19 protein-coding genes are annotated in these 22,002 nt (G+C 43.8%); 7 read left to right on the forward strand and 12 right to left on the reverse strand.

Annotation, left to right across the window (positions count from 1 at the left end; translation table 11 throughout):
• Positions 1-7: 7 nt before the first annotated feature.
• Entirely contained in the window at positions 8-301 is a 294-nt protein-coding gene (locus J7I42_RS34445; RefSeq protein ID WP_209144999.1) for a hypothetical protein, read from the reverse strand.
• Positions 276-2,147, reverse strand: a complete 1,872-nt coding sequence (locus J7I42_RS34450) for a transketolase (RefSeq protein WP_209145001.1) — start codon at positions 2,145-2,147, stop codon at positions 276-278. Before J7I42_RS34450 ends, J7I42_RS34445 begins: the two co-directional genes overlap by 26 nt.
• A 150-nt stretch (positions 2,148-2,297) precedes the next feature.
• Between J7I42_RS34450 and J7I42_RS34455 the strand changes: the two genes are divergently transcribed.
• Positions 2,298-3,020, forward strand: a complete 723-nt coding sequence (locus J7I42_RS34455; RefSeq protein WP_209145003.1) for an SDR family oxidoreductase — start codon at positions 2,298-2,300, stop codon at positions 3,018-3,020.
• Positions 3,021-3,025: 5 nt separating this feature from the next.
• Here J7I42_RS34455 and J7I42_RS34460 read toward each other — a convergent pair whose 3' ends face one another.
• The 4 genes from J7I42_RS34460 to J7I42_RS34475 are packed head-to-tail and all read right to left on the reverse strand — an operon-like array spanning position 3,026 to position 6,877.
• Entirely contained in the window at positions 3,026-3,955 is a 930-nt protein-coding gene (locus J7I42_RS34460; RefSeq protein WP_209145005.1) for a hypothetical protein, read from the reverse strand.
• 58 nt (positions 3,956-4,013) lie between these two features.
• A complete protein-coding gene (locus J7I42_RS34465; protein ID WP_209145007.1) occupies positions 4,014-5,621 on the reverse strand; it encodes a serine hydrolase in 1,608 nt (535 codons plus the stop codon).
• Positions 5,622-5,657: 36 nt separating this feature from the next.
• Positions 5,658-6,284: an anti-sigma factor family protein gene (locus J7I42_RS34470; protein ID WP_209145009.1), complete on the reverse strand. Its 627-nt coding sequence runs from the start codon at positions 6,282-6,284 to the stop codon at positions 5,658-5,660.
• A 47-nt stretch (positions 6,285-6,331) separates the two neighbouring features.
• Positions 6,332-6,877: an RNA polymerase sigma factor gene (locus J7I42_RS34475; protein ID WP_209145011.1), complete on the reverse strand. Its 546-nt coding sequence runs from the start codon at positions 6,875-6,877 to the stop codon at positions 6,332-6,334.
• A gap of 193 nt (positions 6,878-7,070) precedes the next feature.
• On the opposite strand from J7I42_RS34475, the gene J7I42_RS34480 reads away from it, so the two are divergent.
• Positions 7,071-7,364 (forward strand): hypothetical protein, encoded by a 294-nt coding sequence (locus J7I42_RS34480; protein ID WP_209145013.1) that lies wholly within the window; start codon positions 7,071-7,073, stop codon positions 7,362-7,364.
• Positions 7,365-7,425: 61 nt separating this feature from the next.
• Here J7I42_RS34480 and J7I42_RS34485 read toward each other — a convergent pair whose 3' ends face one another.
• Entirely contained in the window at positions 7,426-8,163 is a 738-nt protein-coding gene (locus J7I42_RS34485) for an SDR family oxidoreductase (protein ID WP_236065640.1), read from the reverse strand.
• A gap of 66 nt (positions 8,164-8,229) precedes the next feature.
• Positions 8,230-9,123: a helix-turn-helix domain-containing protein gene (locus J7I42_RS34490; protein WP_209145015.1), complete on the reverse strand. Its 894-nt coding sequence runs from the start codon at positions 9,121-9,123 to the stop codon at positions 8,230-8,232.
• A 160-nt stretch (positions 9,124-9,283) separates the two neighbouring features.
• On the opposite strand from J7I42_RS34490, the gene J7I42_RS34495 reads away from it, so the two are divergent.
• Positions 9,284-9,505, forward strand: coding sequence for a hypothetical protein (locus J7I42_RS34495; protein WP_209145017.1), 222 nt, complete (start codon positions 9,284-9,286; stop codon positions 9,503-9,505).
• Positions 9,506-9,512: 7 nt separating this feature from the next.
• On the opposite strand, the gene J7I42_RS34500 is transcribed toward J7I42_RS34495, so the two are convergent.
• The 3 genes from J7I42_RS34500 to J7I42_RS34510 are packed head-to-tail and all read right to left on the reverse strand — an operon-like array spanning position 9,513 to position 15,528.
• On the reverse strand, positions 9,513-13,187 hold the full coding sequence (locus J7I42_RS34500) for a PKD domain-containing protein (protein ID WP_209145019.1): 3,675 nt from the start codon (positions 13,185-13,187) through the stop codon (positions 9,513-9,515).
• Positions 13,184-14,197, reverse strand: a complete 1,014-nt coding sequence (locus J7I42_RS34505; protein ID WP_209145021.1) for an AAA family ATPase — start codon at positions 14,195-14,197, stop codon at positions 13,184-13,186. Before J7I42_RS34505 ends, J7I42_RS34500 begins: the two co-directional genes overlap by 4 nt.
• A gap of 14 nt (positions 14,198-14,211) precedes the next feature.
• Positions 14,212-15,528 (reverse strand): DUF4062 domain-containing protein, encoded by a 1,317-nt coding sequence (locus J7I42_RS34510; protein ID WP_209145023.1) that lies wholly within the window; start codon positions 15,526-15,528, stop codon positions 14,212-14,214.
• 193 nt (positions 15,529-15,721) lie between these two features.
• Between J7I42_RS34510 and J7I42_RS34515 the strand changes: the two genes are divergently transcribed.
• On the forward strand, positions 15,722-17,482 hold the full coding sequence (locus J7I42_RS34515) for a DUF4231 domain-containing protein (protein WP_209145025.1): 1,761 nt from the start codon (positions 15,722-15,724) through the stop codon (positions 17,480-17,482).
• A gap of 92 nt (positions 17,483-17,574) precedes the next feature.
• Here J7I42_RS34515 and J7I42_RS34520 read toward each other — a convergent pair whose 3' ends face one another.
• Entirely contained in the window at positions 17,575-17,928 is a 354-nt protein-coding gene (locus J7I42_RS34520; protein ID WP_209145027.1) for a hypothetical protein, read from the reverse strand.
• 197 nt (positions 17,929-18,125) lie between these two features.
• On the opposite strand from J7I42_RS34520, the gene J7I42_RS34525 reads away from it, so the two are divergent.
• The 3 genes from J7I42_RS34525 to J7I42_RS34535 all read left to right on the forward strand — a co-directional run bounded on the left by J7I42_RS34525 (position 18,126) and on the right by J7I42_RS34535 (position 21,969).
• Positions 18,126-18,659 (forward strand): hypothetical protein, encoded by a 534-nt coding sequence (locus J7I42_RS34525; protein WP_209145029.1) that lies wholly within the window; start codon positions 18,126-18,128, stop codon positions 18,657-18,659.
• A gap of 85 nt (positions 18,660-18,744) precedes the next feature.
• Complete coding sequence (locus tag J7I42_RS34530; RefSeq protein WP_209145031.1) at positions 18,745-19,818, forward strand: acyltransferase family protein; 1,074 nt, start codon at positions 18,745-18,747, stop codon at positions 19,816-19,818.
• A gap of 420 nt (positions 19,819-20,238) precedes the next feature.
• The gene (locus J7I42_RS34535; protein WP_209145033.1) at positions 20,239-21,969 is read left to right on the forward strand and encodes a tetratricopeptide repeat protein; all 1,731 of its coding nucleotides are present in this window, start codon (positions 20,239-20,241) and stop codon (positions 21,967-21,969) included.
• Positions 21,970-22,002: the final 33 nt, after the last annotated feature.

A 22,002-nucleotide genomic window follows, 5' to 3' on the forward strand; every position in this document is an offset into this window, starting at 1 on the left:
TATGCGCCTAATTCAGCGGTCGTTGCTTTTTTATCACTTTTGTGGTGAATACACCTTTGCTGTTGATCGTTATTTCGTTAACCGGCCCGGCTTCAATGTCAGCCGCCCCATTTTCGCCTTCGAACATCCATTCATCATAAGTGTAAATGTGGTAGTTTGAATCGATATAAAATGAACGTGAATGGTCCGACTCACCATAGTAACGATAATTACTGTTATACGAAAAACCCTCCCGACTAAAGTCGGGAGGGTTATAAGTTTTGTGTCTGTCGCCCTTATGCATGGGCAGGGGCCATTTCATTCGACCGCACCAGTTTTTTTACCCTGGCCGCAATACTGGCTGCATCGATACCGGCATCTTTCAGCAGTTCTTCCTGTTTGCCCGACTGGGAGATCTTTGTTACCGCCATCTTTTCTACATAATCACCTTCGGCACTAACGGCTGCTGTAATAAAATCACCCAAACCACCATGCGCAAAATGATCTTCCACGGTAACAATAATTTTATACCGGGTACTGTTCAAACAATCGAGTAAGGTTTGCCGATCAACGGGATTTACGGAATAACAATCTACCACCCGGATGTTTATATTTTCCTGTTTTAGCAGTTCAGCTGCCTCCAGCGCTTCATACACCGTAATACCCGAAGCCGCTACGGTAAGCAGGTCATCGTTCGACTGCCGCACGATCTTGGAACCGCCAATAGCAAATTCCTCATCGGGTTTGTATAATAATTTTGTTTTTGGGCGAAGGGTACGCATATATACCATACCGGTATGTGCAACCATTTGGGCTACGAGGCTCGCAGCAGATATGCCTTCACAAGGTTGTAAAACAACTGTATCGGGCAGGGCCCCAAAGAAAGCAATATCTTCCAATGCCATTTGCGATGGACCATCTTCCCCAATGGAAACGCCCACATGCGATCCTACAAATTTTATATTGGCTTCAGAGATCCGGGCCATACGGATCTGGTCGGCAGCCCGCATGAAAAAAGCGCCAAACGTGGCAACAACCGGGATCTTACCGATCCGGGATAAACCAGCCCCTACAGAGACCATATTCTGTTCTGCGATAAAACATTCCACAAAACGTTGCGGGGTAACTTTTAACGCGTCTTCGGTAAAAGTGGAATTCTTTACATCAGCATCCAGTGCATACAGGGTTGGTATGTGTTGGATGATCTGCGCCAATGCTTCTCCAAACACTTCGCGTGTTGCATATGATTTGTTGGTATCAAAATCAAGTTTTACCGCGGTATTAATTTGTGAATCTGTAGCCGCAATTTGGGTCTGTTCAGGTTTCCGCAGTTCAAAACGGGCATTGTCATTTATGGGCCCCAATTCATCCAGGGCTTTTTTCAACTCGTCTTCTTTTAAAGCTTTCCCATGCCAGCCCTCTTTATTTTCAATAAAAGAAACCCCTTTTCCTTTTTCGGTCCTGGCAATAATAGCCACCGGTTGCTGGCCTGCATGGCTATGGGCCTGTTCAAAAGCCTGGTCTATTTGTTCATAGTTATGTCCATCAATGGTGAATACCCTGAAATTAAATGCGCGAAACCGTTGTTCATATTCATTCATGTGGTGACCGAACATGGTCTCTCCACTTTGCGCCAGGCGGTTGATGTCTAAAATAGTTATTAAGTTATTCAACCGGTGATATGATGCAAAGTTGGCAGCTTCCCACACCTGACCTTCGGCCAGTTCACCGTCGCCACACAACACATAAGTGGTAAAAGGCAGGTTTTCTCTTTTAGCTGCCAATGCCAGTCCGGCCCCTACAGAAAGCCCCTGACCCAGCGAACCGGTAGCCGCTTCTGCATATCTGTACTTGGGCACCGGGTGTCCTTCAAAACGGCTGTTAAGCTTTCGTAAAGTTTTTAATTCATTCAGGTCATAGGCATTGCTCATTCCAAACAGGGCATAGAGCAGGGGAGCGGCATGTCCCTTGGAAAGTACAAACCGGTCGTTATAAATATTTAATGGGTTCGACACATCGTAGGTAAAATATTTATCGAACAGAACGGCCGTAATATCCGCCGCCGATAAACAGGAAGTGGGGTGTCCTGAGCCTGCTGCTGTTGTTGATACAAGACTCCATTTGCGAAGCAATTTGGCCTGTTCTTCCCAGGCGTTTATATTTTTCATATCCAGATATGTAAATGATAAATAAGGTAAGCGCACAATTAAAGTGCCATCGTTTGTTAACAGGAATTGTAGAAATTATTAGCCACTGGCCTTATAATTAATTGCCCAACCGCCCATTTCAGGTAATTTTACTTCCCAAACTTTACAACAATGAAATTAACACAGAACAAAATTTTGATCACCGGCGGGGGAAGTGGAATTGGCCTGGGGCTAACGGAAAGATTTGTAAAAGAAGGCAACACAGTTATTGTTTGTGGCAGAAGGGAATCGGCCCTAAAAGAGGTTACCGATAAATTCCCTGCTGTTATTACCCGGGTATGTGACCTGGCAAATGAAGTGGAACGTATAAACCTGTTTAACTGGGTTGGGGAGAATCATCCGGACCTGAATGTGCTCGTGAATAATGCCGGTATTCAAAACTGGATGAACATTACCAATGACGACTTCTATGAAAGAGCGCATGATGAAATTGAAATAAATGTTACGGCGCCGGTTCACCTCTCCAAAATGTTTTTGAACCTGAAGTCCTTAAATACCATTATGAATGTGTCATCAGGACTGGCATTTATTCCTTTGTCAAAAGTGCCTGTTTACTGCGCCACGAAGGCATTTTTACGTTCATTCACCCTATCGCTCCGGCATCAATTAAGCACATCGAACGTGGAAGTGATCGAGATCATTCCACCGGCATTGAATACCGACCTGGGCGGCCCGGGCATACACAATGAATTTCCACCGGTGAGCGAGTTCATTGAATCAATATTCAAACAGTTAAAGGACGGAAAAACGGAATTGACATTCGGCATGAGCGAAGACAGGGCCAACGTCAATAACAACACCATTGCCGAATATTTTGCCAGAATGAACCCATAAGCGTCTTATTGGCTGGTAATACGTTTTTGTGAACGCCATAGGCTGTCATCAGTAGCCAGTGCCTGCTGATTGTAGGCAATAGCGCCGGGATAGCCAAAACCCTGTGCAGACTGCAAGGCAAGGGTGTGGTATTTTTTTGCGCTGTCGAGGTTTTTAACCCGATAAAAATCACCTATAAGTGATAGGCTGAAAGGACGCAACACGAACCAACCTGTCTGTTCCCGCAGCTGGTACGATTCGTACGCATACCCAAGCGCACTGTCTATCTGGTGTTTGTCGAAATATAGTCCGGCCAGGTGACGACGGGCATAAGACTGGGTGCGCCCGTCCCCGGCCTGAGTAGCAAGTGCCAGCGATTTGCGATAATAACCTTCCGCCACACCCAGATCATTTTTTGTGCTGTCGGTGTTGTTCTCGTAACAAAGCCCGATATAAAAACTCGTGAGCGCTTCGCCGGCCTTATCCTGCAACGTTGCATAGAGCCTGTTCGAAGAATTAAAAAGCGCGAGCGCCGAATCCATTGTAGGCTCTCCCTTTAACAGGGCCGCCAGATAAAGATGAAACCCGGTAGTAGTACCGGCGGCAGCCTTTAATGAGTCGGGGACCACTGCCGCATTAATGAACAAATGCGTGGCATACTGTTTTGCCGTATCAAATGCAGTGGCAAAACAAAGTGAATACATGTTCTGCATATCAGCCTGCACCAATGCCACCCGTTGTTTTAAAACCAGGTTGGCAGATAGTTTGTCAACACTATCCTTTAATGCGGCAATCCTGTTTAACGAGGTTCTGAAGTTGCCCCGGTCAAATTCCTGCTGAATGGTGTTTAATTGTCCATTTATTTCCCGGGCAGACACCCCGGGCTTTGTTTGACAACAGATTACGGCAAAACTACTAACCGTAATAAACAGGGGTAAAATTTTAGCTGATAACATGGTATTTGTTTTATCAGCTTAAAGTTAAGCGGGCAGCATCCTGACCACATTGCCGTTCCTACAATTTCACATATTGCTTGCTTTTACTATTTTTTGTTATGGTCAAAGCGGGGATATACTTTGTAAAGGTTATAGCGAGATCTTCTTTCAAGGCAAAAAAATGGGTGCTGTCCCTGGCCGCCAACAAAAGCTCCTTACCATTTTCTTTATAAAATAAATTCACGCCTTCGTTAGTTATAGTTACCGTATCGGCGCCCGGTAAAAAATACTTGCCCGACCACGTTTGTAGCAAGTTTCCGGGAATTCTGTCCTGTGCCAGTTTCAGCAGCGGCTTTTGGGTTTTAAACCAAACAAGCGGATTCATATCTAGTTTGCTGAAGGTTAAACTGGTGATTTTTCCTGTACCATCATTATTGAAAGTCACTCTATAGAAATCTTTGTTTAAAAAAAACTCATCATTACCAGCGAAACCTAATTTGTACCTGGTGCCATTAGGTCTTTGAAATAGCAGTTTCCCGCCTTCCGCCCAAATATTCACCAGTTCTCCAAATTCATTTTCATATAAACCGGTATACACTTTTAACTTATTTTTATCGGTAGGCTGGTCGTCAAAAGCATACGGCTTATTAATAGCTATACCTGCTACTACTCTTGCCTTCGCCCTGAGTTGAATGGCGGGATTGGAAGTATTTGTTAAAATGATCACATATACTCTTTCCTTTGGAAAATACAACGTTTCAGAGGTTTGGTTGTTAGACCCACCACCGTGCCGCCATACAGGGCTCCCATGTAAATTCTGCAGATACCAGCCAAAACCGTAATCGGTAAAACTTCCGTCTTTTAATTGCTGGGGGGTGAACGCCAGCTGCAGCGTTTCTGGTTTCAACAGGATGTTGGCCTGTAATGCCTCGGTCCATTTGAGCATATCATCTACATTAGATTGAATACCACCTGCAGCGCCGGCATTCACTAAATCGCCCACTCTTATATTCGCATTTTTCTCCCACCCATAGCCATGCGCCCTGTTCTTAATGACCAGCTTTGGCTCCTCCATATAAGAATGGGTCATGCCGGCAGGTTTAAAAATATGTTCTTTAAGATATTCCCCATAAGAGGTACCGGTTATTTTTTCAAGGATATAACCCAATGCCGCAAAGTTATTGTTATTGTATTCCCACTTTACTCCAGGTACCAGCGCTTTCACCATGGACGTATCAATACTTTTACCTTTTATTAGATTCCACACTATACCACCGTTTTGTTCTGTTAAACCGGAAGTATGGGAAAGCAACTGCCGGATGGTTATACTGCTAAAAGGGCAGGGCACTCCCGCAAGGAACTTACCCAGTGTATCTTCCAGTTGCAACCTGTTGTTTTCAACCAGTTGCAGAATGGCCACTGCTGTAAACTGTTTGGTATTGGAAGCAAGCTGAAAGATCATACTATCGTTAACCGGTACATTTAACTCCAGATCGGCCAGGCCAAAGGCTTTTTTATAAAGCACCTTACCGTATTTTGCCACCAACACCACGCCACCGGTTTCGTTGGGTTTGAATTGGGTTTGCAAAAACCGGTCAATATCATTCTCTATATTTATTTGTGCGTGGGCCGGGAAATAATGGTTCGCAAAAACGAACAGACATAGCAATGCTTTTACTATTTGCATAGTGGTTATGTTATAAGTAATAAAATATAAACCGGGTCAGGAGATGGGCGGTTCCTTTGCAGCAGGAGCAACTTTCTTCTTTCTTACCGGGTTAACCTGTTGCGGTGGTTGAACGCGGCTTTTCTTTTTAACAGGCATTGTATCTACCGCCGGTACAGGTTGGACTGCTTTCTTTTTAGGACGGGCGGGTAGTGCTGGTGCTGCTGGTGCTGCCTTTTTCTTTTTACGTGGTGTTATAACGGGTACAGTATCTGTAACGCCCGTTGGCACCGTATCTATTGGCAACACAACAGTCCGCATAGTATCAGGCAACACAACCGGGGGTGTTTTTTTAACGGGTGGTTTTGGTTTTATAACCACGACATAAGCGCCCAGCACCACCCCCACAATGCCCACTACCACTGCCGCCGCCGTTCCTACGCGTGTCCACATGTGTTTTACAGGGATGGTCTGTCTCGACTGAATGGTTTGTTTTAACCGTTGCAAAGCGTCGGCTGTTCTGGTCCCGGAAGGGAATTGAGGTTCAGCAGCCATTTGCCACACCGTCTGCAATTTTTCAAAGTGAGCCCGGTTGGCGTTATCTTTCGCCAGCCATTGTTCTACTGCCTCGCGTTCTTCCGGCGAGGCTTCTTCCAAAATATATTTTATTAACAGATCGTCCATTAAAAAAGAATTGAGGGTTGTCAGATTGCCGGTTGATGCATCGGCAGTTACAAATAATCGGCTAATTGGTCACGCAGGTGTTTCAGCGCCCTGCACAGATTGGCTTCCACCGTTTTTATGGAAATCCCAAGCTGTTCTGCGATCTCACGGTATTTCATTCCGCCGTAGCGGCTTAATTGAAAAATGGCACGGCATTGATCGGGCAATTGCGACAGGGCATGCTGCAACCTGGCTTCCAGCTCATTTAGCTCGGCTTTGCCAAAAGCGGGGGCCGCCAGTCCTTCAGCAGTGTTTTGCAACACATGGTGCTCGTATTTTCGCACCCGTTTTACGCGACGTAACCCATCCATGCATTGATGGTACACGCTTATATACAAAAAGGCCTTCATGCTGGTATGCACCTGCCATTGCTGGCGCTTTTCCCACAGGCGACAGAACACGTTTTGCACCGCTTCTTCGGCCAGGGTTTCATTTTGCAATACAGAAAAGGCATAGGCCTGTAGTTTACCATACCAGGCGGTAAACAAGGCATCAAAGGCGGTTTCATTACCGGCCCGTATTTGTTCTATTACCAAAAGATCGCTAGGTTCCAATTTGTCGGATTAATGAGTCCTGAATTAAGGGCTTTATTATTAGACGCATGAGTGTGAGTTTTACCCTATGGGTGGGAAAAGAAATTTCTGTCACCTTTTTATGGGGGTTCATCCATTCAATTATAAATTTAAGGCATACCGGCGATGGTACTGTAATAAAAAGAAGCTACCTTTTATATTAAAATTAAATACCATGATTGTTGTACACGACATTTTTGTTTGCAAACCCGGTAATGCCTCCAAACTGGCGAAACTCTTCAAAGAGATGATGGCCGACAGTGATGAATTTGTAGAAGTGATGACCGATGTAACCGGTCAGTATAACCGGGTTATTATGGTAAGTAAATTCGACAACCTCACCGCTTATGAAAAAAGCTGGGAAGATCAGATGAAGGATGAAGAAAAGATGAAAATGATGAAAGAAAAAATGGCCGGTTACCACGAAATGTATTTGACCGGGTCCCGGGAAATATTCAGGATTTGGTAAGCGAAACACCGCATATAAAAAAGCCCTGCCATGTTTTTATACATGGCAGGGCTTTCTTGTTTTACCACGGACTAATGCCTGTTTCCGGCGCATTGTCATCACTAAAGAAAAGTCCTGAAGGACCATCTGCCCCCAGGGTGGCAGCTTTTACTACCCGGGCAGCCGCATCCGGCACAGTTCCGGGACCGCTATGATTGTTAAAGTCAGTAGCGGTATAACAAGGATCAACCGCATTTATTTTGAATGCCGTATCGCGCAGGTTATAAGCCATTACGGTAGTGTATGCATTAAGGGCAGCTTTAGAGGCAACATAGGAAGCAGGCTTTACATGATAATGTTTCCAGCCTGGATCATTTTGAAGGGTGAGCGAACCAAGACCTGAGGTAACGTTTACGATCCTTGGTGCTGGCGACTGTTTCAACAGGTCAATAAACGCCTGCGTTACTTCTATAACCCCAAAAAAATTGGTTTCAAAAACCTGTTTAAAAACGTTGATCTCCGTGTCATAACCATGTTGGGGGGAACCGCCACTAATACCCGCATTATTGATCAGTACATCCAGCGTCTTTATTTTTTGCCCCAAAGTATTACGGGCAGATTTTATAGAGTCAATATTATCTACATCGATCTCAATGGGCTCTACTTGTTTCAACCCTTCCGCATGCAACTGGTCCACCGCCAGCTGGCCTTTTTGTTTGTCGCGACATCCCAGGTATACATAATATCCCTGCTGTAATAATTGCCTTACGGTCTCAAAGCCAATGCTTCTGTTGGCGCCTGTAATCAGTACTGTTTTCATAATTTATTATTTAACAATACAAAGCTACAGAGGCACATCAGCCTGGTTGTTACACATCCACCGGTTTTAATAGGACATTTTACGGATGCTGGCCCGGTAATCGGCAGGCGTTATCCCAGTTTCCCGTTTGAAGAAGCGGTTAAAATAGGAGGCATCGGTAAAACCCAGATCGAAGGAAATTTCTTTTAAAGAGTTATTGGTATGAAAGAGCAGCCGGCGGGCTTCCATGATCAACCGGTCATGAATATGTTTGATAGCCGGTTTGCCACTTTGCACTTTTACCACTTCGCTTAAATGACCCGCAGACATATTGAGCTGGGAAGCATATTCGCTCACCTCATGCAATTCGCGATAATGCGCATTGATCTTTTCCTGAAACCTCTTTAGTAACAGTTTTTCCGTTGAAGGACCTTCATGGCTGAACTGTTCATTGTACAGCCTGCTCAAGTAAGTAAGCAACACCGTGAGGTAGGCGGTCAGCATCTGTTGCTGCCATTCACCGGGGCGCCGGTATTCCGCATTGAGCTTCGTAATCATTTCCTCTACAAAATTCACGTCCTCCTTCGTGAGCAGCAATTCATGGCAATTGTGTGGATTTTGAATGATCGGCAGCTGGCTCAGGGCAGCGTTTTCCTGAAACGACAAAAACTCACCCGTAAAAGCGATCCCGGTGCTCCACAATTGTTTAAATTCTTCCTTTACGATGATATTAGGAGGGCTTGAAAAGTAAATGGTGTTATCCTGCAGGATGTAAGGCTCCATGTCAATCCATTGCCGGGTGCCGCTGGCATTACGAATGAAAACGATCAGGTAATGGCTCTTCCGGTGTGGGATAAGCAGTTCCGACTGGTCGGGCAGGCTGCCTTCAAAATTATACATCTTAAAACGCCTGTTACCGGTTAACCCATCTGGCTCTATTGCATACACGGGCACCTGCTGGTGGGAGCTAACTACTTGCATAAATTAAAATTAGCACTTTTCTTGATCCCCCGGTAGCAATTATGATCAACCCCGGCATCCCTAAGTCCCTGATAAACCGTTAATAAACACATCAATACCCATTCCGAATGCCTGGAACAGAATTTTCAGTACTAAAGAGGTTCACTTAAATGTTACAGCTATGAAACGAGTGGTATTATATCTTCTGGGGTTGTTTTTCCTTTGCCTGGCTTTTTGCAAAAGTCCCATGCCCGTTACCTTTAATCCCGACGATCAAACCAATGCCAATGGCACCATTGGCTCTGCAAAGCAAACGAACCAGTTACCGCCTAAAAACAATAACGTTCGTATTAAAGCTGATACCATAAAATTACCCAATGATACGGTGGTGACTAAACAATAAGCGGCAATCAATATTTCTTATACTTGGGATTAGTGCGTATTCCTATGTCAAAATGCTGGGGTCTGGCAGTACCTTTTTTTATAAATGTGATGGTTCCTTTTGAAACACCTGAAACTGTGGACATAATTACATTCAATAACTGATCTGCCTCTGTTTTATCTTTTATAAAATAATAACCAACATATGTTTGAGGAACCTTAGCCACACTAGAAGCTTTCACTTCATAACGCTGATATTTTAATTGCATTATTAGATCTTGTATTTCAGCAGAGTCGGCTACCTGGTAACTCAAATAAATACGAGGTTTGATATCATAAATTACCTCTATGAGCTCCCGGCCTGATGAATCCCCGTTTCTCAAAAAAACCTGCACATACACACTATCAACACCCGTCTTCTGTAGACCAGCATAAGCAAAATTATTTGATGGAGTAGTTGACGTTTGAGAGGAGCGATTACCTGGCAAAGTATACCGAACTGCTTTAATACTATCCAGAATGTATCCTCCAAATAAAGAATAGTTGACATTAAGGTACCTTTTGGTCTTATTATCGTAATCACGTGCTTTGCCAAGTACCTGTATATTCTGTAACACATCATAAGCTGTTAGACTTGGCGTCAATTTTGATTTTCGCGATACCGTATCTGAGCGCTGAATCAAATCGTCCTGAGTTTTAACATTCGGTTGTGAATCTACATTTACTGGAGGCGGGTTGGGTATCACAACTTTAGTAGTGACCCTTCTTCCTGGTTTTCTGACATTACCCGTACTATCAGCAGGCACTGAGTTCATCGTATCATTAACAGCCACACAAGTAATAGCTATGGTACCATTGGTGTATAAATCGGATAGTAAAATCTTTTTTTCTACAAGGAAAGGATTACCAAAACGCAATGTAAGATATGCCGGGGAATCCTTTTCGAAGAATAGGTGTAATGGAATTTGTGCAGCAATAGTTCCGGAATCTTCATTATATTGAATAGGATATTCACTGGTATCTATCATAAAATCCCCATTCAAAAATTCACCGATGCTAATCCTTTTCACATATTCCTCCACATCGTACATATAAGTAGAATCCAGATCAATACAGCCTTGCACATCTTTCACCAGTTTATACCTGACTGTAACCTGTTGATTGGGGGCCGCGGTAAACAACCCTTTAAAAAATATGCCGGCAGGTTGCTCCAATGAAGACATATACCCTGACAAACCAGCTGCCAATAATAAAATAATACAGCCGGCAATAGCCCGGTAAAATACAGCATTGAATTTTGAAAGGCCAAAGTATTTGGCCAATTGCACCGACCGGCCTTTAGACCGTACAGGCGTTTTCCATTTTTCATTCCTATCATTTTCCAGGTATTTTCGCACAGAAACATCCAGCACCCGTCCTTCTTCCCACATTTTTCTGAACCTTACCGCCTCTTCAGCATATTGTTCAAAAAGGACCTTATCATGGGCAAATAAAATGAATTTATTTATCAGCAACTGGTCCTCCAGCTCGCTGTCATAATAAAATCCCTGCCCCGACAACCTTGCCTGTTCCAGTAGTTTTATCAATTCCTGGCGGATGGCTATCTCATTTTTCAATTCAAGTTTTTTCAACAACTCCAGTCTCATGGAGGCAGGTATATTCCCAATGATCAACCAGGGAATGCGGCAAATGGCCAACACCTCTTCGTAAGAAATTCCGGCATCGATACCATACAATTTAGCTAAAACCTGGCCGAATACCGGTACCAGTTCCCAACGGAACTTGGGATAAGTTGCAAGCGCACAAAGCCATTGCTCTTTAAAAGAACCATCCAGTTTGGAAAACGCCTCTTCAATATTTTTAAGATCAGCGTTCCGGTCCAATTGCCCGTATTGCAACGCACCTACATATTGTTTTTCGGGCACCGCATGTACATTCTCAATTAATCGCAAGAGATCGTATTCATCGGCACTGCTGATCAGAAAATATTTCGACAATTCTTTTTCTCTAAGCCCCCAGTCTTTACGGGCCAATGGGGTTATTAAAGCCCTGCTTTCCCAGGTATTTAAAAAGGACCGGTATTTTTCCTTAAGCATAGGCAGCAGCAGATAAAAGAACAACTCTCCATCGCCTAAGATCATCAATAAGGAATTAGCATGATTATTAATGAGCTGGTCCGGGGTGATTTGCTCACCCGATTGTAATAAACTCCGGAATATAAACTGGCTGTCAAAATAATAGGCGGATACCCGAACGTCCATTTTATTCATTAAACGGCTTAGATATCCGAACAGGTATGGGAAAACACCATGCGGGTTCGAGGCATCAATAAGTACCAGATAATCCTGAAATTTCTTCCGGGGAGTAAATACGAGTTCGCTTAAACCTTTATTATGGATGGTACGTTGTAACGTCAGGGGAATATTTAATTGACTGATCTCTTCATCGGCCCTCCTTCGCATCAGATGCAGCATTTTGAACAGCTGTTTTCCTGGTCTTATCAGGGCCAGGTCATTGACCTGAAAAGGAACTTCAAATACATTCTTTTTAAAACCGCCAGATTTTGACAACAAAGCTACTTTCTTCTTTTTTTTCCAGATCAAAAACAGCAGTGCGGTAAAACACCCGGCGATGATCCATACAATTACCAGTACCCAGTTTTTTATCTGTTTGTCTGGTGGTGGCAATTGCTTAGTGCCAGTAACCGATAGGGAATACCTTCTCAAATGGTTCGTTACTTCAATAGTGGTATCGCGATACCCATCGCACAAGGGGGCATCGCTAAATACAACTAGTAAAATCTTATGGTACCCTTCGTTTTGAAAGGTATATTCAATAACAGGCGATAGAACACCTATCAACATGGAATCATCTATTTGCCAGTAGCGCACTTCTGCAGCACTGTCTATTACGGCCTCAATACGCATGCGTTTTCCGACGCTGGGGGTGTCGAAAAATTTAAATGCCTGTATTTTGGGTATAGTTTTACAAACTTCAACAAACAAGGTATCGCTTACTTTATCGATATGATAGTAGTTTGAAGACACGGACATTTTTACAATGGCAGAATCAAGTTCTTTATAGACATGTGTTGCCTGGAAACCCTGAATAATTTTTCCATCGCCAAAATCCCAGATAAATGTTAACCGGGAAGTATCTGCGGTTGGCGGAATATAATCGCTTGCCTGTAACCGCAACGTGTCATTTTTTTGAATTACAGTTACGCGCTTATCCACGTGTGAAGCAAATACAACTAAAGCTCTCTTCTTTATTTCATACCGATACCAAACAAGGGAAAATATACCTACTATAAGTAAGACACCCGTAATCAATAAAAATTTCCTGTTCTTTTTGAAAAACGAGGGAGGATTGTTATTTATTAATGGTTCATCCAATATAGAAGGAGTAGGGGGCGTAATTTCAATCTGGTCAACAAAATTGATTATGTCAGCCGCCGTTTTATTTTCCAGCAGTTGAATTATTTCATAAAACCGCGTTTGTTCTCTTTCATTAGTGGCAACTATAGGACAAAGCTTCTGCGCTATCTGGTTTAAATTATCAGCGTTCAGCCGGGTGGCCACCATTAATAAACTGGCATAGCCTTCGGGTGTAACGTTAAACCGTTCATGTCTCAGGATAGAAAAAAGCATTTCTATCTTAAGACAGATCAATGAATTGGTATGATCGTTTACTGGTTGCATCATTTGCTTACCGCTTCCAGATCAACATTGGTTTTTGCCAATACCCCGTAGTACTTGCTGTCTAATGCCTTTTCGTACAGCTTGCCGTCAGCGCCCACCAGTTTATTTTTCCCGTCTTCTGTCCTGTCGTGATAGAGGATATTTACCCAATCCAGCAACTCGGATGTTGTTGGTTTTTTATTAAGTACCTTATTACGCACCTCCTCAAACCTGGCAATAGCACCCATTAATGCAGCATCATATGCTGTATCAGCCGCATTGATCCCCAGTTTTAGCTTCACGATCTCTAACAACCTGTCAGGGTCGGGGAAGTCGATGTGATAGAACACACAACGCCTGAGGAAGGCATTGGGTAAGGTCTTTTCATCATTGCTGGTAAGAATGGTCACGATCCGGCAACCATTTTCGGCCCGTTCTATTACTTTGTTTATTTCCTTTATTTCAAATCTGTATTTTTCGATTTCATTCAAGAGGTCATTGGCAAATTCCCGGGGCGCCTTGTCCACTTCGTCTACCAATACCACACTGCTCATGGGGACGTTTTCCATTGCCCCGTTATTATCTTTGCCTTTATAATTACGAATGTTTTGTAACGTTTCCAGTTGCAGCCCATGGGTTTGCGCAATGGCCAGTCCCATAGCTTTCAACTCAATGTGTTCCCGGGTAATTTTATCCTGTTCTGCTTCACTAAATTTCTCACTTATATTTTGCCGCTGTACTTTACCAAAATGGCTTACGGCATCATAATTATAAAATAGGTCAGCCGCAACTGAGGTTGATTTGGTATAAAAAGAAAAAGGCGTTGGGCAAAAAGGGGCAGGGTCTTTTCTGGTCTGAAACGCCAGCTGGCCGGCCACCCAATCGGCCAGTTTTGTTTTACCAGTGCCAGGTTCCCCCGTCACCAATAAGGGCTTGTTCAGGGCAATGGCCATTTCAATGGCATCAACCATCCCCTTGGCCGGAATGTAGTCCTTCCAGGCATTATTAAGCGTAAAATCATGTAATTGTATCATACGGTTTATTTCACTCACTTTTTCATTTTAGAATAAGCCTCCAATTTCTCATATACTGCAGACATGCTATGTCGTCCTTCTTTGAAATCATAAAAATGTGTATCAAATTCTATCCTGGCTTTTCCGGCATCTTTTTTAAATTCATCCCGGATCCACCGTTCTATTTCCTTTCTGGAAATAGTATCCAACCTGGTGGTATCATAACAACCGGTAAGTGCCGCAATCAGCTTTTTAATTTTAGGAGAACTTACTTTTTTCGGTGCGCTGCCTGTTACTTTTGTAAGCAACGATTGCAACACATTCACGTTAGCTCTTTTTTCAATGATATTTATAAAAAAATAAAAGTTAGTAGTAAAACCCGCTTTCAGTTCTTCGGAGCATTTTTCAACGAAGTAAGTAAGAAAGCCTATCCGGTGTTCATCCAGCATTTGTTCTTCCACATCAATACAAAGAGGTATATTTCGCTGTTTCACCCTTTCTTCAAATGCTTTAAAGATGTCAGTCAATGTATGACAGCAATACGCATTGTTTGTCTTTTTTTGCAGGTGCCGTTTTAATAAGGCGATGGCATTTCCTTCGAGCGAGTCGGAGACTAAATTTAATTCAGCGGTTGTTAACTGGTCGTCCAATAGGCAAAGCTCCCGGATCGCCAGCCGCTTGATCAAATCCCGGCCCAGATCATTTTCGTCCCCTCTTATAATAAAGGCGCTAAACCCACCACTTGTGATCGTTCTATTATTGAAATAATCAACCTGAAAGGAGCGATCGCAAAACAGGTGCAGGAATTGTTCCATTTCATGTTCACCACTGTCAAAAATTACAGTTACCAGTGAATGCATAACCTGAACAACAAGCCCATTTAAATCGGCAAAAGGTTTATTTGGTCCATAATAGCCTGCATCCTCCACTTTCTTCCTGAACATTTCCAGCCTGGCCTTTTTCCCCTCATCAATTACCGGTGGATCCCCATAGGTATCTATACATTTTTTCAACTCCGGGTCAGCACTTTGGGCAGCTATTACCCTCTTATTTAACCTGACTGCCGTCTCAAACTCATGTTCGGTATAAGAAATGCCCTGAGGGTTCTTTTCTGTATTTTTATATACTGAACCATATCGTTCACCCATCAGCAACAAATAATAGTCGCATTCGGTCACATCGGCTTCCACCCGGTCCCAAACCAACTCACCGGTATTAGTGGCAGTCTCAGCACGTATTAATTCAAAAAATGGCTTGAACGAATCACTACTTATAGTGTCAATTATAGCATTACGATACCCTTGCAGATCACCGAATGTTGACGAGAGATATATTTTTTTTCTGATTCCCATTTTAACAGCAGCTCGTTTCATTACTCACATAATCTAAAAAAATTCAGGCAGCCAACAACAGGTGTTTTTCACGTATTTCATTTCCAGCTTTTGTTTAATAAAAAATACCGTGAAAACACCCTGTTTTTTGAACGAATATTTACAGAAATTAACAGGCAGCATTTATAGGTAGAAACCAAGAAACAAACCCAATATGACTGCCACCCCTACAAATACGTTTGACGTATCATTCCCCAATAAAAACACCGCCCGGGTTGTTATTCCTTCCGATACAGAAAGTATTGAAACGATTCACCAGGCACTGGCCATCCCTAATTATAAATCGGTCATTCTGGTGCTGGGTGGTGCCGAGTCAATAGCCGCCGAGATCAAGCCAAACCTGAGCCAGCTATTCGACAGGGGAATAGCGAAGGCCGTTATCCAGGCAGAAGCCCTGGTTATTGATGGCGGCACCCTTTCGGGCGTTATGCAGTTAATGGGGGAAGGATTGGCAGGCCGGGATGCCAGGATAAAGCTGGTGGGTATTGCGCCGGAAAGCCTGGTCACTTATCCTACCAAGAACACAAATGGAAGCCCCGCCCTGGTAGAACTGGAACCTAATCATTCTCACTTTGTGCTGACACCGGGCAAACAATGGGATGATGCAACCGCTACCTTCTACCAGCTGGTCAGATATTGGATCCATAGCACCAACAAAACCAGCAGTAACACGGAGGATAAAACGCCTTGTCTGGCTTTGTTAGCAGGCGGTGGCGCCATTTCAAAAAACGAAGTTTTATACGCCGTTCGTAAAAACATTCCCGTGATCGTTATTGCAGGCAGCGGCGGACTGGCAGATGAAATTGCAAAAGCAATAACTGATAAAGCAACCAATTCACCCGACAGACAAATAGCAGAAATAGTGGCTGATGGCGACATCCAGGTATTCACACTGGGCCATCCCGTAAAAGGGCTGGAGCGACTCATCATTCGTAAACTGGGTATTGACAAACTGTTAAAGCAGGCCTGGGAATCGTTTGCTAATTACGACCACAATGCCAAACGCCAGCAAAAAAAATTTAACCGGCTGCAAAAATGGATCATCTGGACCGGACTAATTGGAACGGCCCTTGTGATCATTAACCAGTTACCCAAATCTGATGGAACATTTGATTGGATAAAAAAGTTTGTACGCTTTGCTGAAACACCCATTCACCTCATTTTATTAATTATCCCAATTACACTGACCATTTTGTTAACCATATACAACAAGTTCAAACCGGGGAACAAATGGTTGTTGTTACGAAGCGGCGCCGAAGCCATAAAACGGGAAATATACAAGTACCGGGTAAGGGGTGGGGTGTATGCCAATAATTCGGAAAACCAGCTTTCACAGGCAATAGAAACGGTTACCCGCCGTATCATGCGCACCGAAGTAAATGCTTCGGCCATCATTCCCTATACAGGCCCTTTTCCGCCCGACATGGACGCTGCCAACAAGTGTGATGACGGATTCTGTGAATTGACACCAGACCAATATGTTGAATTGAGGCTGGGTGATCAGATAAATTACTTTACCGACAAATCGTTGAAGCTGGAAAAAAAGCTAAAGATCTATTCTTACGCGGCGTACATCACAGGTGGGGTAGGTACTTTTCTTGTTGCACTCAATCAGGACCTATGGTTGCCACTTACAACAGCAATAGTAACGGCCATCGGCACCTATTTTAGCTACCGGCAAACAGAAAGCACCCTCGTCAAGTATAACCAGGCTATAGAAGATCTTAAAAATATCCGCAAATGGTGGTATGCCTTAAATGCAGAAGAACAAGCCGATCCGGTAAATATCAATTCACTGGTTGAACATACAGAACAGGTGTTGCAATCAGAAACAGATGGCTGGGTACAACAGATCCAAAATGCATTGGACAACCTTCGCAAAACGCCAGACAAGGCCGATGGAGATGGCAAGTAATAGCTGCGACCTTCGTAAGAAGTTAATACAACAAAAAAGCCCTGAAACCGGTAATGGTTTCAGGGCTTATATCTTTTAGCCTTACGGCGGATCTATGTATTCTTTACAAAGTACTGCTCCTGGTTCTCATAAAAATGCGCCAGGTCTTCTTTGGCGGTTGTCAGGGCCTTTACTTTATCTTCATAATAAAGCTTGCCAATGGAATACTCGTAGGCATTGGCCAGGGTCCTTGATCTTCCCTTTGTTTCCGGGTCGTCTTTATGCGCTTCCAGTTTCTTCATTCTGGCAATAAGCCCGAAAACCCGGTTACTACCCAGGAAATCGATTATCTCGGCAGCCTTGTATCTGTTATCTAAAATTTCATTGCAAAGATCTACCGCAGCCAACCGTAATACCCGGTCACCCACCAGTTCAATCTTTTTAAAAATGTGTTGTGCTTCAGTCATTTACTTGTTATACAGTTGAATTTCAACGCAATATAGGCAATTCGCGCTATTTTTGAATCTTTTTATTTATTTTACCCGCTTAAATCACTGACCCTTATATGAAGTTCCCCATCCTTTTTGTTTTTTTGACAATCCTTGCTTGCCACAGTCAGAGCCAACAACAAATCGCCCCTACCAGGAACCAGGAAAACAATAAGGTGAAACTTGATTTTGATTATATTGATGCCTATAAATTCACAATAGGTAAAACATACCTGTATGGCAATCTTGACAGCTTTCTATCAGAGATGGGTTTGCCCAACATGGTGACACTAAAAAAAGACTTCAACATTCATTCAAAAGCCGACCTTGATCAGGTGCTTTCAACTGCTAAAACGCCTGAAATTGCCACCCTTCATTATCCGGGTATTGATATGTGGTATGGATATGAAAACGATATTATTCCAAGTACTATCGACTTCCGTAAAACAGACAAGAGCGTTACTTACGGAACAACTATTTTTAACAAGGCTTATACAATTGATCAATTTAAAAAACAATTTCCCATCTCAGCCAATCATAAATCTGCCTTGTCACAATCATTCTTTGAAATTGTGACACTGGAAAATGGCAAGAACATGAAACACTTCTATGTTGTGCGCAAATCGAAAGACGACCCCAATGCCACCCCGTTAATTGAGTTTACATTCGATAAGGGAAACCTTATTTTCTTAACATTTTCAAACTTCTGACCAAAAGAAACCCTTCAGCCAGCTGATATTTAACGACTCATGTAATATATTTGGACCCCTAACTAAACAGATCCAAATTTATAGCATGCACAAGACCGACCAACAGCCTGCATCCGTAATTAATAAACCACATTTTGAGATCCTGGACGGCCTAAGAGGTGTTGCGGCCATTGCCGTGGTGGTCTTTCACTTTATGGAAATTGCGGAGCCTGTTCCTTCAAAGAATTTTATGGCCCACGCTTACCTGGCTGTCGATTTTTTCTTTTGTTTGTCGGGATTTGTAATTGCCTATGCGTATGACGATAAAATGGCTACCATTGGGATCGGCCAGTTTCTGAAGAGAAGACTCATCCGGTTACATCCGCTGGTGATCATTGGCTCGGTACTTGGTCTGCTGACCTTTTTGTTTGATCCTTTCAGTAATTTGAGTCAGTCATATGCCGGTAAAATAGGGTGGCTGTTTGTATGCTCCTGTCTGATGATCCCCTTGCCGATTGTAAAGGAAAGGTATTTAAATCTGTTTCATCTTAATCCGCCAACCTGGTCTTTGTTCTGGGAGTATATCGCTAATATTTTTTACGCGCTTATTCTTGTCAGGCTGCCAAAGAAAATCCTTTGGGTTGTAACCGTGCTGGCTGCCATTGCACTGGTATATGAATCCTGGCAATCAAAACAACTAAGCGTAGGGTGGGGCGGTGATAATATCAAAGGCGGGGCCATTAGAGTTGCCTTTTCATTCCTGGCAGGGATGGTCATATATCGTTCCCGCTGGATCATCCGGTCAAAGTTGGGTTTTGTTTCCTTAGGTTTATTACTCCTGCCCGCATTTTTGTTTCCGTTTAACGAAACCTATAACTGGTTTGCAGACCCGCTCATTGTTATCGTTTACTTCCCTTTGATGATCATGCTGGGGGCAGGCGCATTAACACACAAAGCAACGCATACCCTTTGTCAGTTTTCAGGTCAGCTCTCATACCCGCTTTATATGGTACACTATCCTTTTATGTGGGTGTTCTTTAGTTATGTTGACAAGTACCATCCATCAGTCCCCAATACAAGGTTGATCATTATTGTTGGCACGTTATTATTGTTATTGCTGGCTTATCTGGTCATGAAGTATGTAGATGGACCGATCCGTAAAAAGCTAAGCAAATTGTAGAACGCGAAGCGCGATTTTTCATAAGTGAGCTTTCAGTGTTAGGCTGTATTTGTATTGCCCATTGCCTTTTCAATGTCGTTTAGTTAATGCGTGTTTTAAGGAGTCCCCTCCTGGGAGGGGTAGGGGTGGGTTCTCGCTGCACGCCGCAACCTCCGGATGCATCTGATGGATTTAGCTCTCCTATTCGCTTAACTAAACGACATTGATTGCCTATTACCCATTCACACGGACCTGAGCGCAGCGAAGGCCCGCGTCTGCTCTCGGCTGAGCCGAGACCGTCTGCCGTCTGCCGTTTGCCGTCTGCCGTTTGCCGTCTGCTTACTCACCCTAAATGGTGATTGTTAGAAGTTTACTGTTCTATACCTTTATTGAGATAACCCCTTATGCCCTTACACTACAAATCATAAAATCACTTGCTGTATGAAATGCCTGGGTTGGTATTCCTTACTAAGTGTTCTTCTGACAACCTGTAACAGTGATCCTGCATCAAAAAAGCAGGGAGCAACAAATACGGCTCCAGCAATCGTATATGGTTGTTATAATTCCAAAACAACAGATAAAGCCTGGTACCTCGAAGGTAAAAAGGCTCCGCTGTTAAAAGACCTGCAAGGCATTGATCTTCGCATTTCAACAAATAACCAGAAAGCCCGGGAATATGTGAACCAGGGCATGATGCTGGCCTATGGTTTTAACCATGCCGAAGCGGCCAGGTCATTTTATGAAGCTACCAGGTTGGACTCCACCTGCGCCATGGCGTATTGGGGGTATGCCTATGTGCTTGGCCCCAATTACAATGCCGGTATGGAAAAGGATAATTTTGACTGGGCCTATGACGCGGTAACGAAGGCGGTAGCCTTGTCTGGCAAAACCTCCGATAAAGAAAAAGCGCTCATTCACGCCCTGGCCACCCGGTATGCAAAGCCTGCCCCCACTGATCGCAAACCACTGGACATAGCCTATGCCGATGCCATGAAAAAAGTATATGATCAATATCCATCAGATCCGGATATTGGCGCTTTGTATGCGGAAGCCATGATGGACCTACATCCCTGGAACTTATATGACAAGGAATCAAAAACACCCAGACAATGGACGCCGGCCCTGCTGGCAGTGTTGGAACATTTAATGACGATCAATCCCAGACATCCCGGTGCCCATCACTTTTATATTCATGCAGTGGAAGCATCGGCCCATCCGGAAAAAGGGTTGGCCAGTGCAAAACTGTTAGAAACCCTGGTGCCCGGTTCGGGACACCTGGTGCATATGCCTTCACACATCTACATCAATACCGGCGACTATCACCAGGGCTCACTGGTTAACATCGCAGCGATAAAGGCAGACAGCAATTACCTTACTACCTGTCATGCACAGGGAGCCTATCCATTATCCTATTATCCCCATAACTACCATTTCCTGGCGGCCACTGCCACCCTGGAAGGGAATGCTGCACTAGCCTGGATGGCTGCCACCCGCATGCAGCACGATTCAGATACCGGTATTATGCGTTTACCAGGGTGGGGCACACTACAACATTATTATACCATACCTTATTACATTGCAGTAAAGTTTGCGATGTGGGACACCATTCTGACACTGCCATCACCTGCGGAAAAACTGGTCTATCCGCGGGCCCTCTGGCATTATGCAAGAGGCATGGCCTTCCTTGGTAAAAACGATTTAAACAGCGCCAGTAAGGAAATGGACCAATTGAGTACCCTGGCCGCTGACTCGTCGCTAAAAGCCGTTACTATCTGGGACATAAACACTACAGCCGATTTAGCACAAATTGCCAGCAAGGTGCTGGCTGCCGAGATAGCTTCCAACCAAAAACAATGGCAGCAGTCGATCGCTTTATTGAATGAAGCGGTGAACCAGGAAGATAAACTGAATTACAATGAACCGCCCGACTGGTTCTTCTCTGTACGTCATCACCTGGGGGCCGTACTGATAAAAGCCGGCAAATATAACGACGCTGAAAAGGTATATAACCAGGACCTGCAAACCTGGCGTAACAATGGTTGGGCACTGATCGGTCTATATAATGCTTTGTTGTTGCAGAAAAAAAATTCAGCAGCAGCGGCGGTAAAGTCCCGGTTCAACAGATCATGGTTGTACGCCGACATCAAAATAGGTTCCTCCTCACCGTTGTAAGTATGACGAAGATCATTAAACAATAAGTACAAC

The organism is Niastella soli (genome assembly GCF_017742245.1).
In the GTDB taxonomy this organism is placed as follows: Bacteria; Bacteroidota; Bacteroidia; order Chitinophagales; family Chitinophagaceae; genus Niastella; species Niastella soli.

Coding starts and splice junctions, on each gene's coding strand:
- J7I42_RS34460 (WP_209145005.1), bottom strand. CDS start 3,955: ATGTTATCAGCTAAAATTTTACCCCTGTTTATTACGGTTAGTAGTTTT.
- J7I42_RS34445 (WP_209144999.1), bottom strand. CDS start 301: ATGAAATGGCCCCTGCCCATGCATAAGGGCGACAGACACAAAACTTAT.
- J7I42_RS34510 (WP_209145023.1), bottom strand. CDS start 15,528: ATGGGAATCAGAAAAAAAATATATCTCTCGTCAACATTCGGTGATCTG.
- J7I42_RS34465 (WP_209145007.1), bottom strand. CDS start 5,621: ATGCAAATAGTAAAAGCATTGCTATGTCTGTTCGTTTTTGCGAACCAT.
- J7I42_RS34535 (WP_209145033.1), top strand. CDS start 20,239: ATGAAATGCCTGGGTTGGTATTCCTTACTAAGTGTTCTTCTGACAACC.
- J7I42_RS34450 (WP_209145001.1), bottom strand. CDS start 2,147: ATGAAAAATATAAACGCCTGGGAAGAACAGGCCAAATTGCTTCGCAAA.
- J7I42_RS34505 (WP_209145021.1), bottom strand. CDS start 14,197: ATGATACAATTACATGATTTTACGCTTAATAATGCCTGGAAGGACTAC.
- J7I42_RS34470 (WP_209145009.1), bottom strand. CDS start 6,284: ATGGACGATCTGTTAATAAAATATATTTTGGAAGAAGCCTCGCCGGAA.
- J7I42_RS34530 (WP_209145031.1), top strand. CDS start 18,745: ATGCACAAGACCGACCAACAGCCTGCATCCGTAATTAATAAACCACAT.
- J7I42_RS34500 (WP_209145019.1), bottom strand. CDS start 13,187: ATGATGCAACCAGTAAACGATCATACCAATTCATTGATCTGTCTTAAG.
- J7I42_RS34490 (WP_209145015.1), bottom strand. CDS start 9,123: ATGCAAGTAGTTAGCTCCCACCAGCAGGTGCCCGTGTATGCAATAGAG.
- J7I42_RS34515 (WP_209145025.1), top strand. CDS start 15,722: ATGACTGCCACCCCTACAAATACGTTTGACGTATCATTCCCCAATAAA.
- J7I42_RS34485 (WP_236065640.1), bottom strand. CDS start 8,163: ATGAAAACAGTACTGATTACAGGCGCCAACAGAAGCATTGGCTTTGAG.
- J7I42_RS34495 (WP_209145017.1), top strand. CDS start 9,284: ATGAAACGAGTGGTATTATATCTTCTGGGGTTGTTTTTCCTTTGCCTG.
- J7I42_RS34480 (WP_209145013.1), top strand. CDS start 7,071: ATGATTGTTGTACACGACATTTTTGTTTGCAAACCCGGTAATGCCTCC.
- J7I42_RS34520 (WP_209145027.1), bottom strand. CDS start 17,928: ATGACTGAAGCACAACACATTTTTAAAAAGATTGAACTGGTGGGTGAC.
- J7I42_RS34455 (WP_209145003.1), top strand. CDS start 2,298: ATGAAATTAACACAGAACAAAATTTTGATCACCGGCGGGGGAAGTGGA.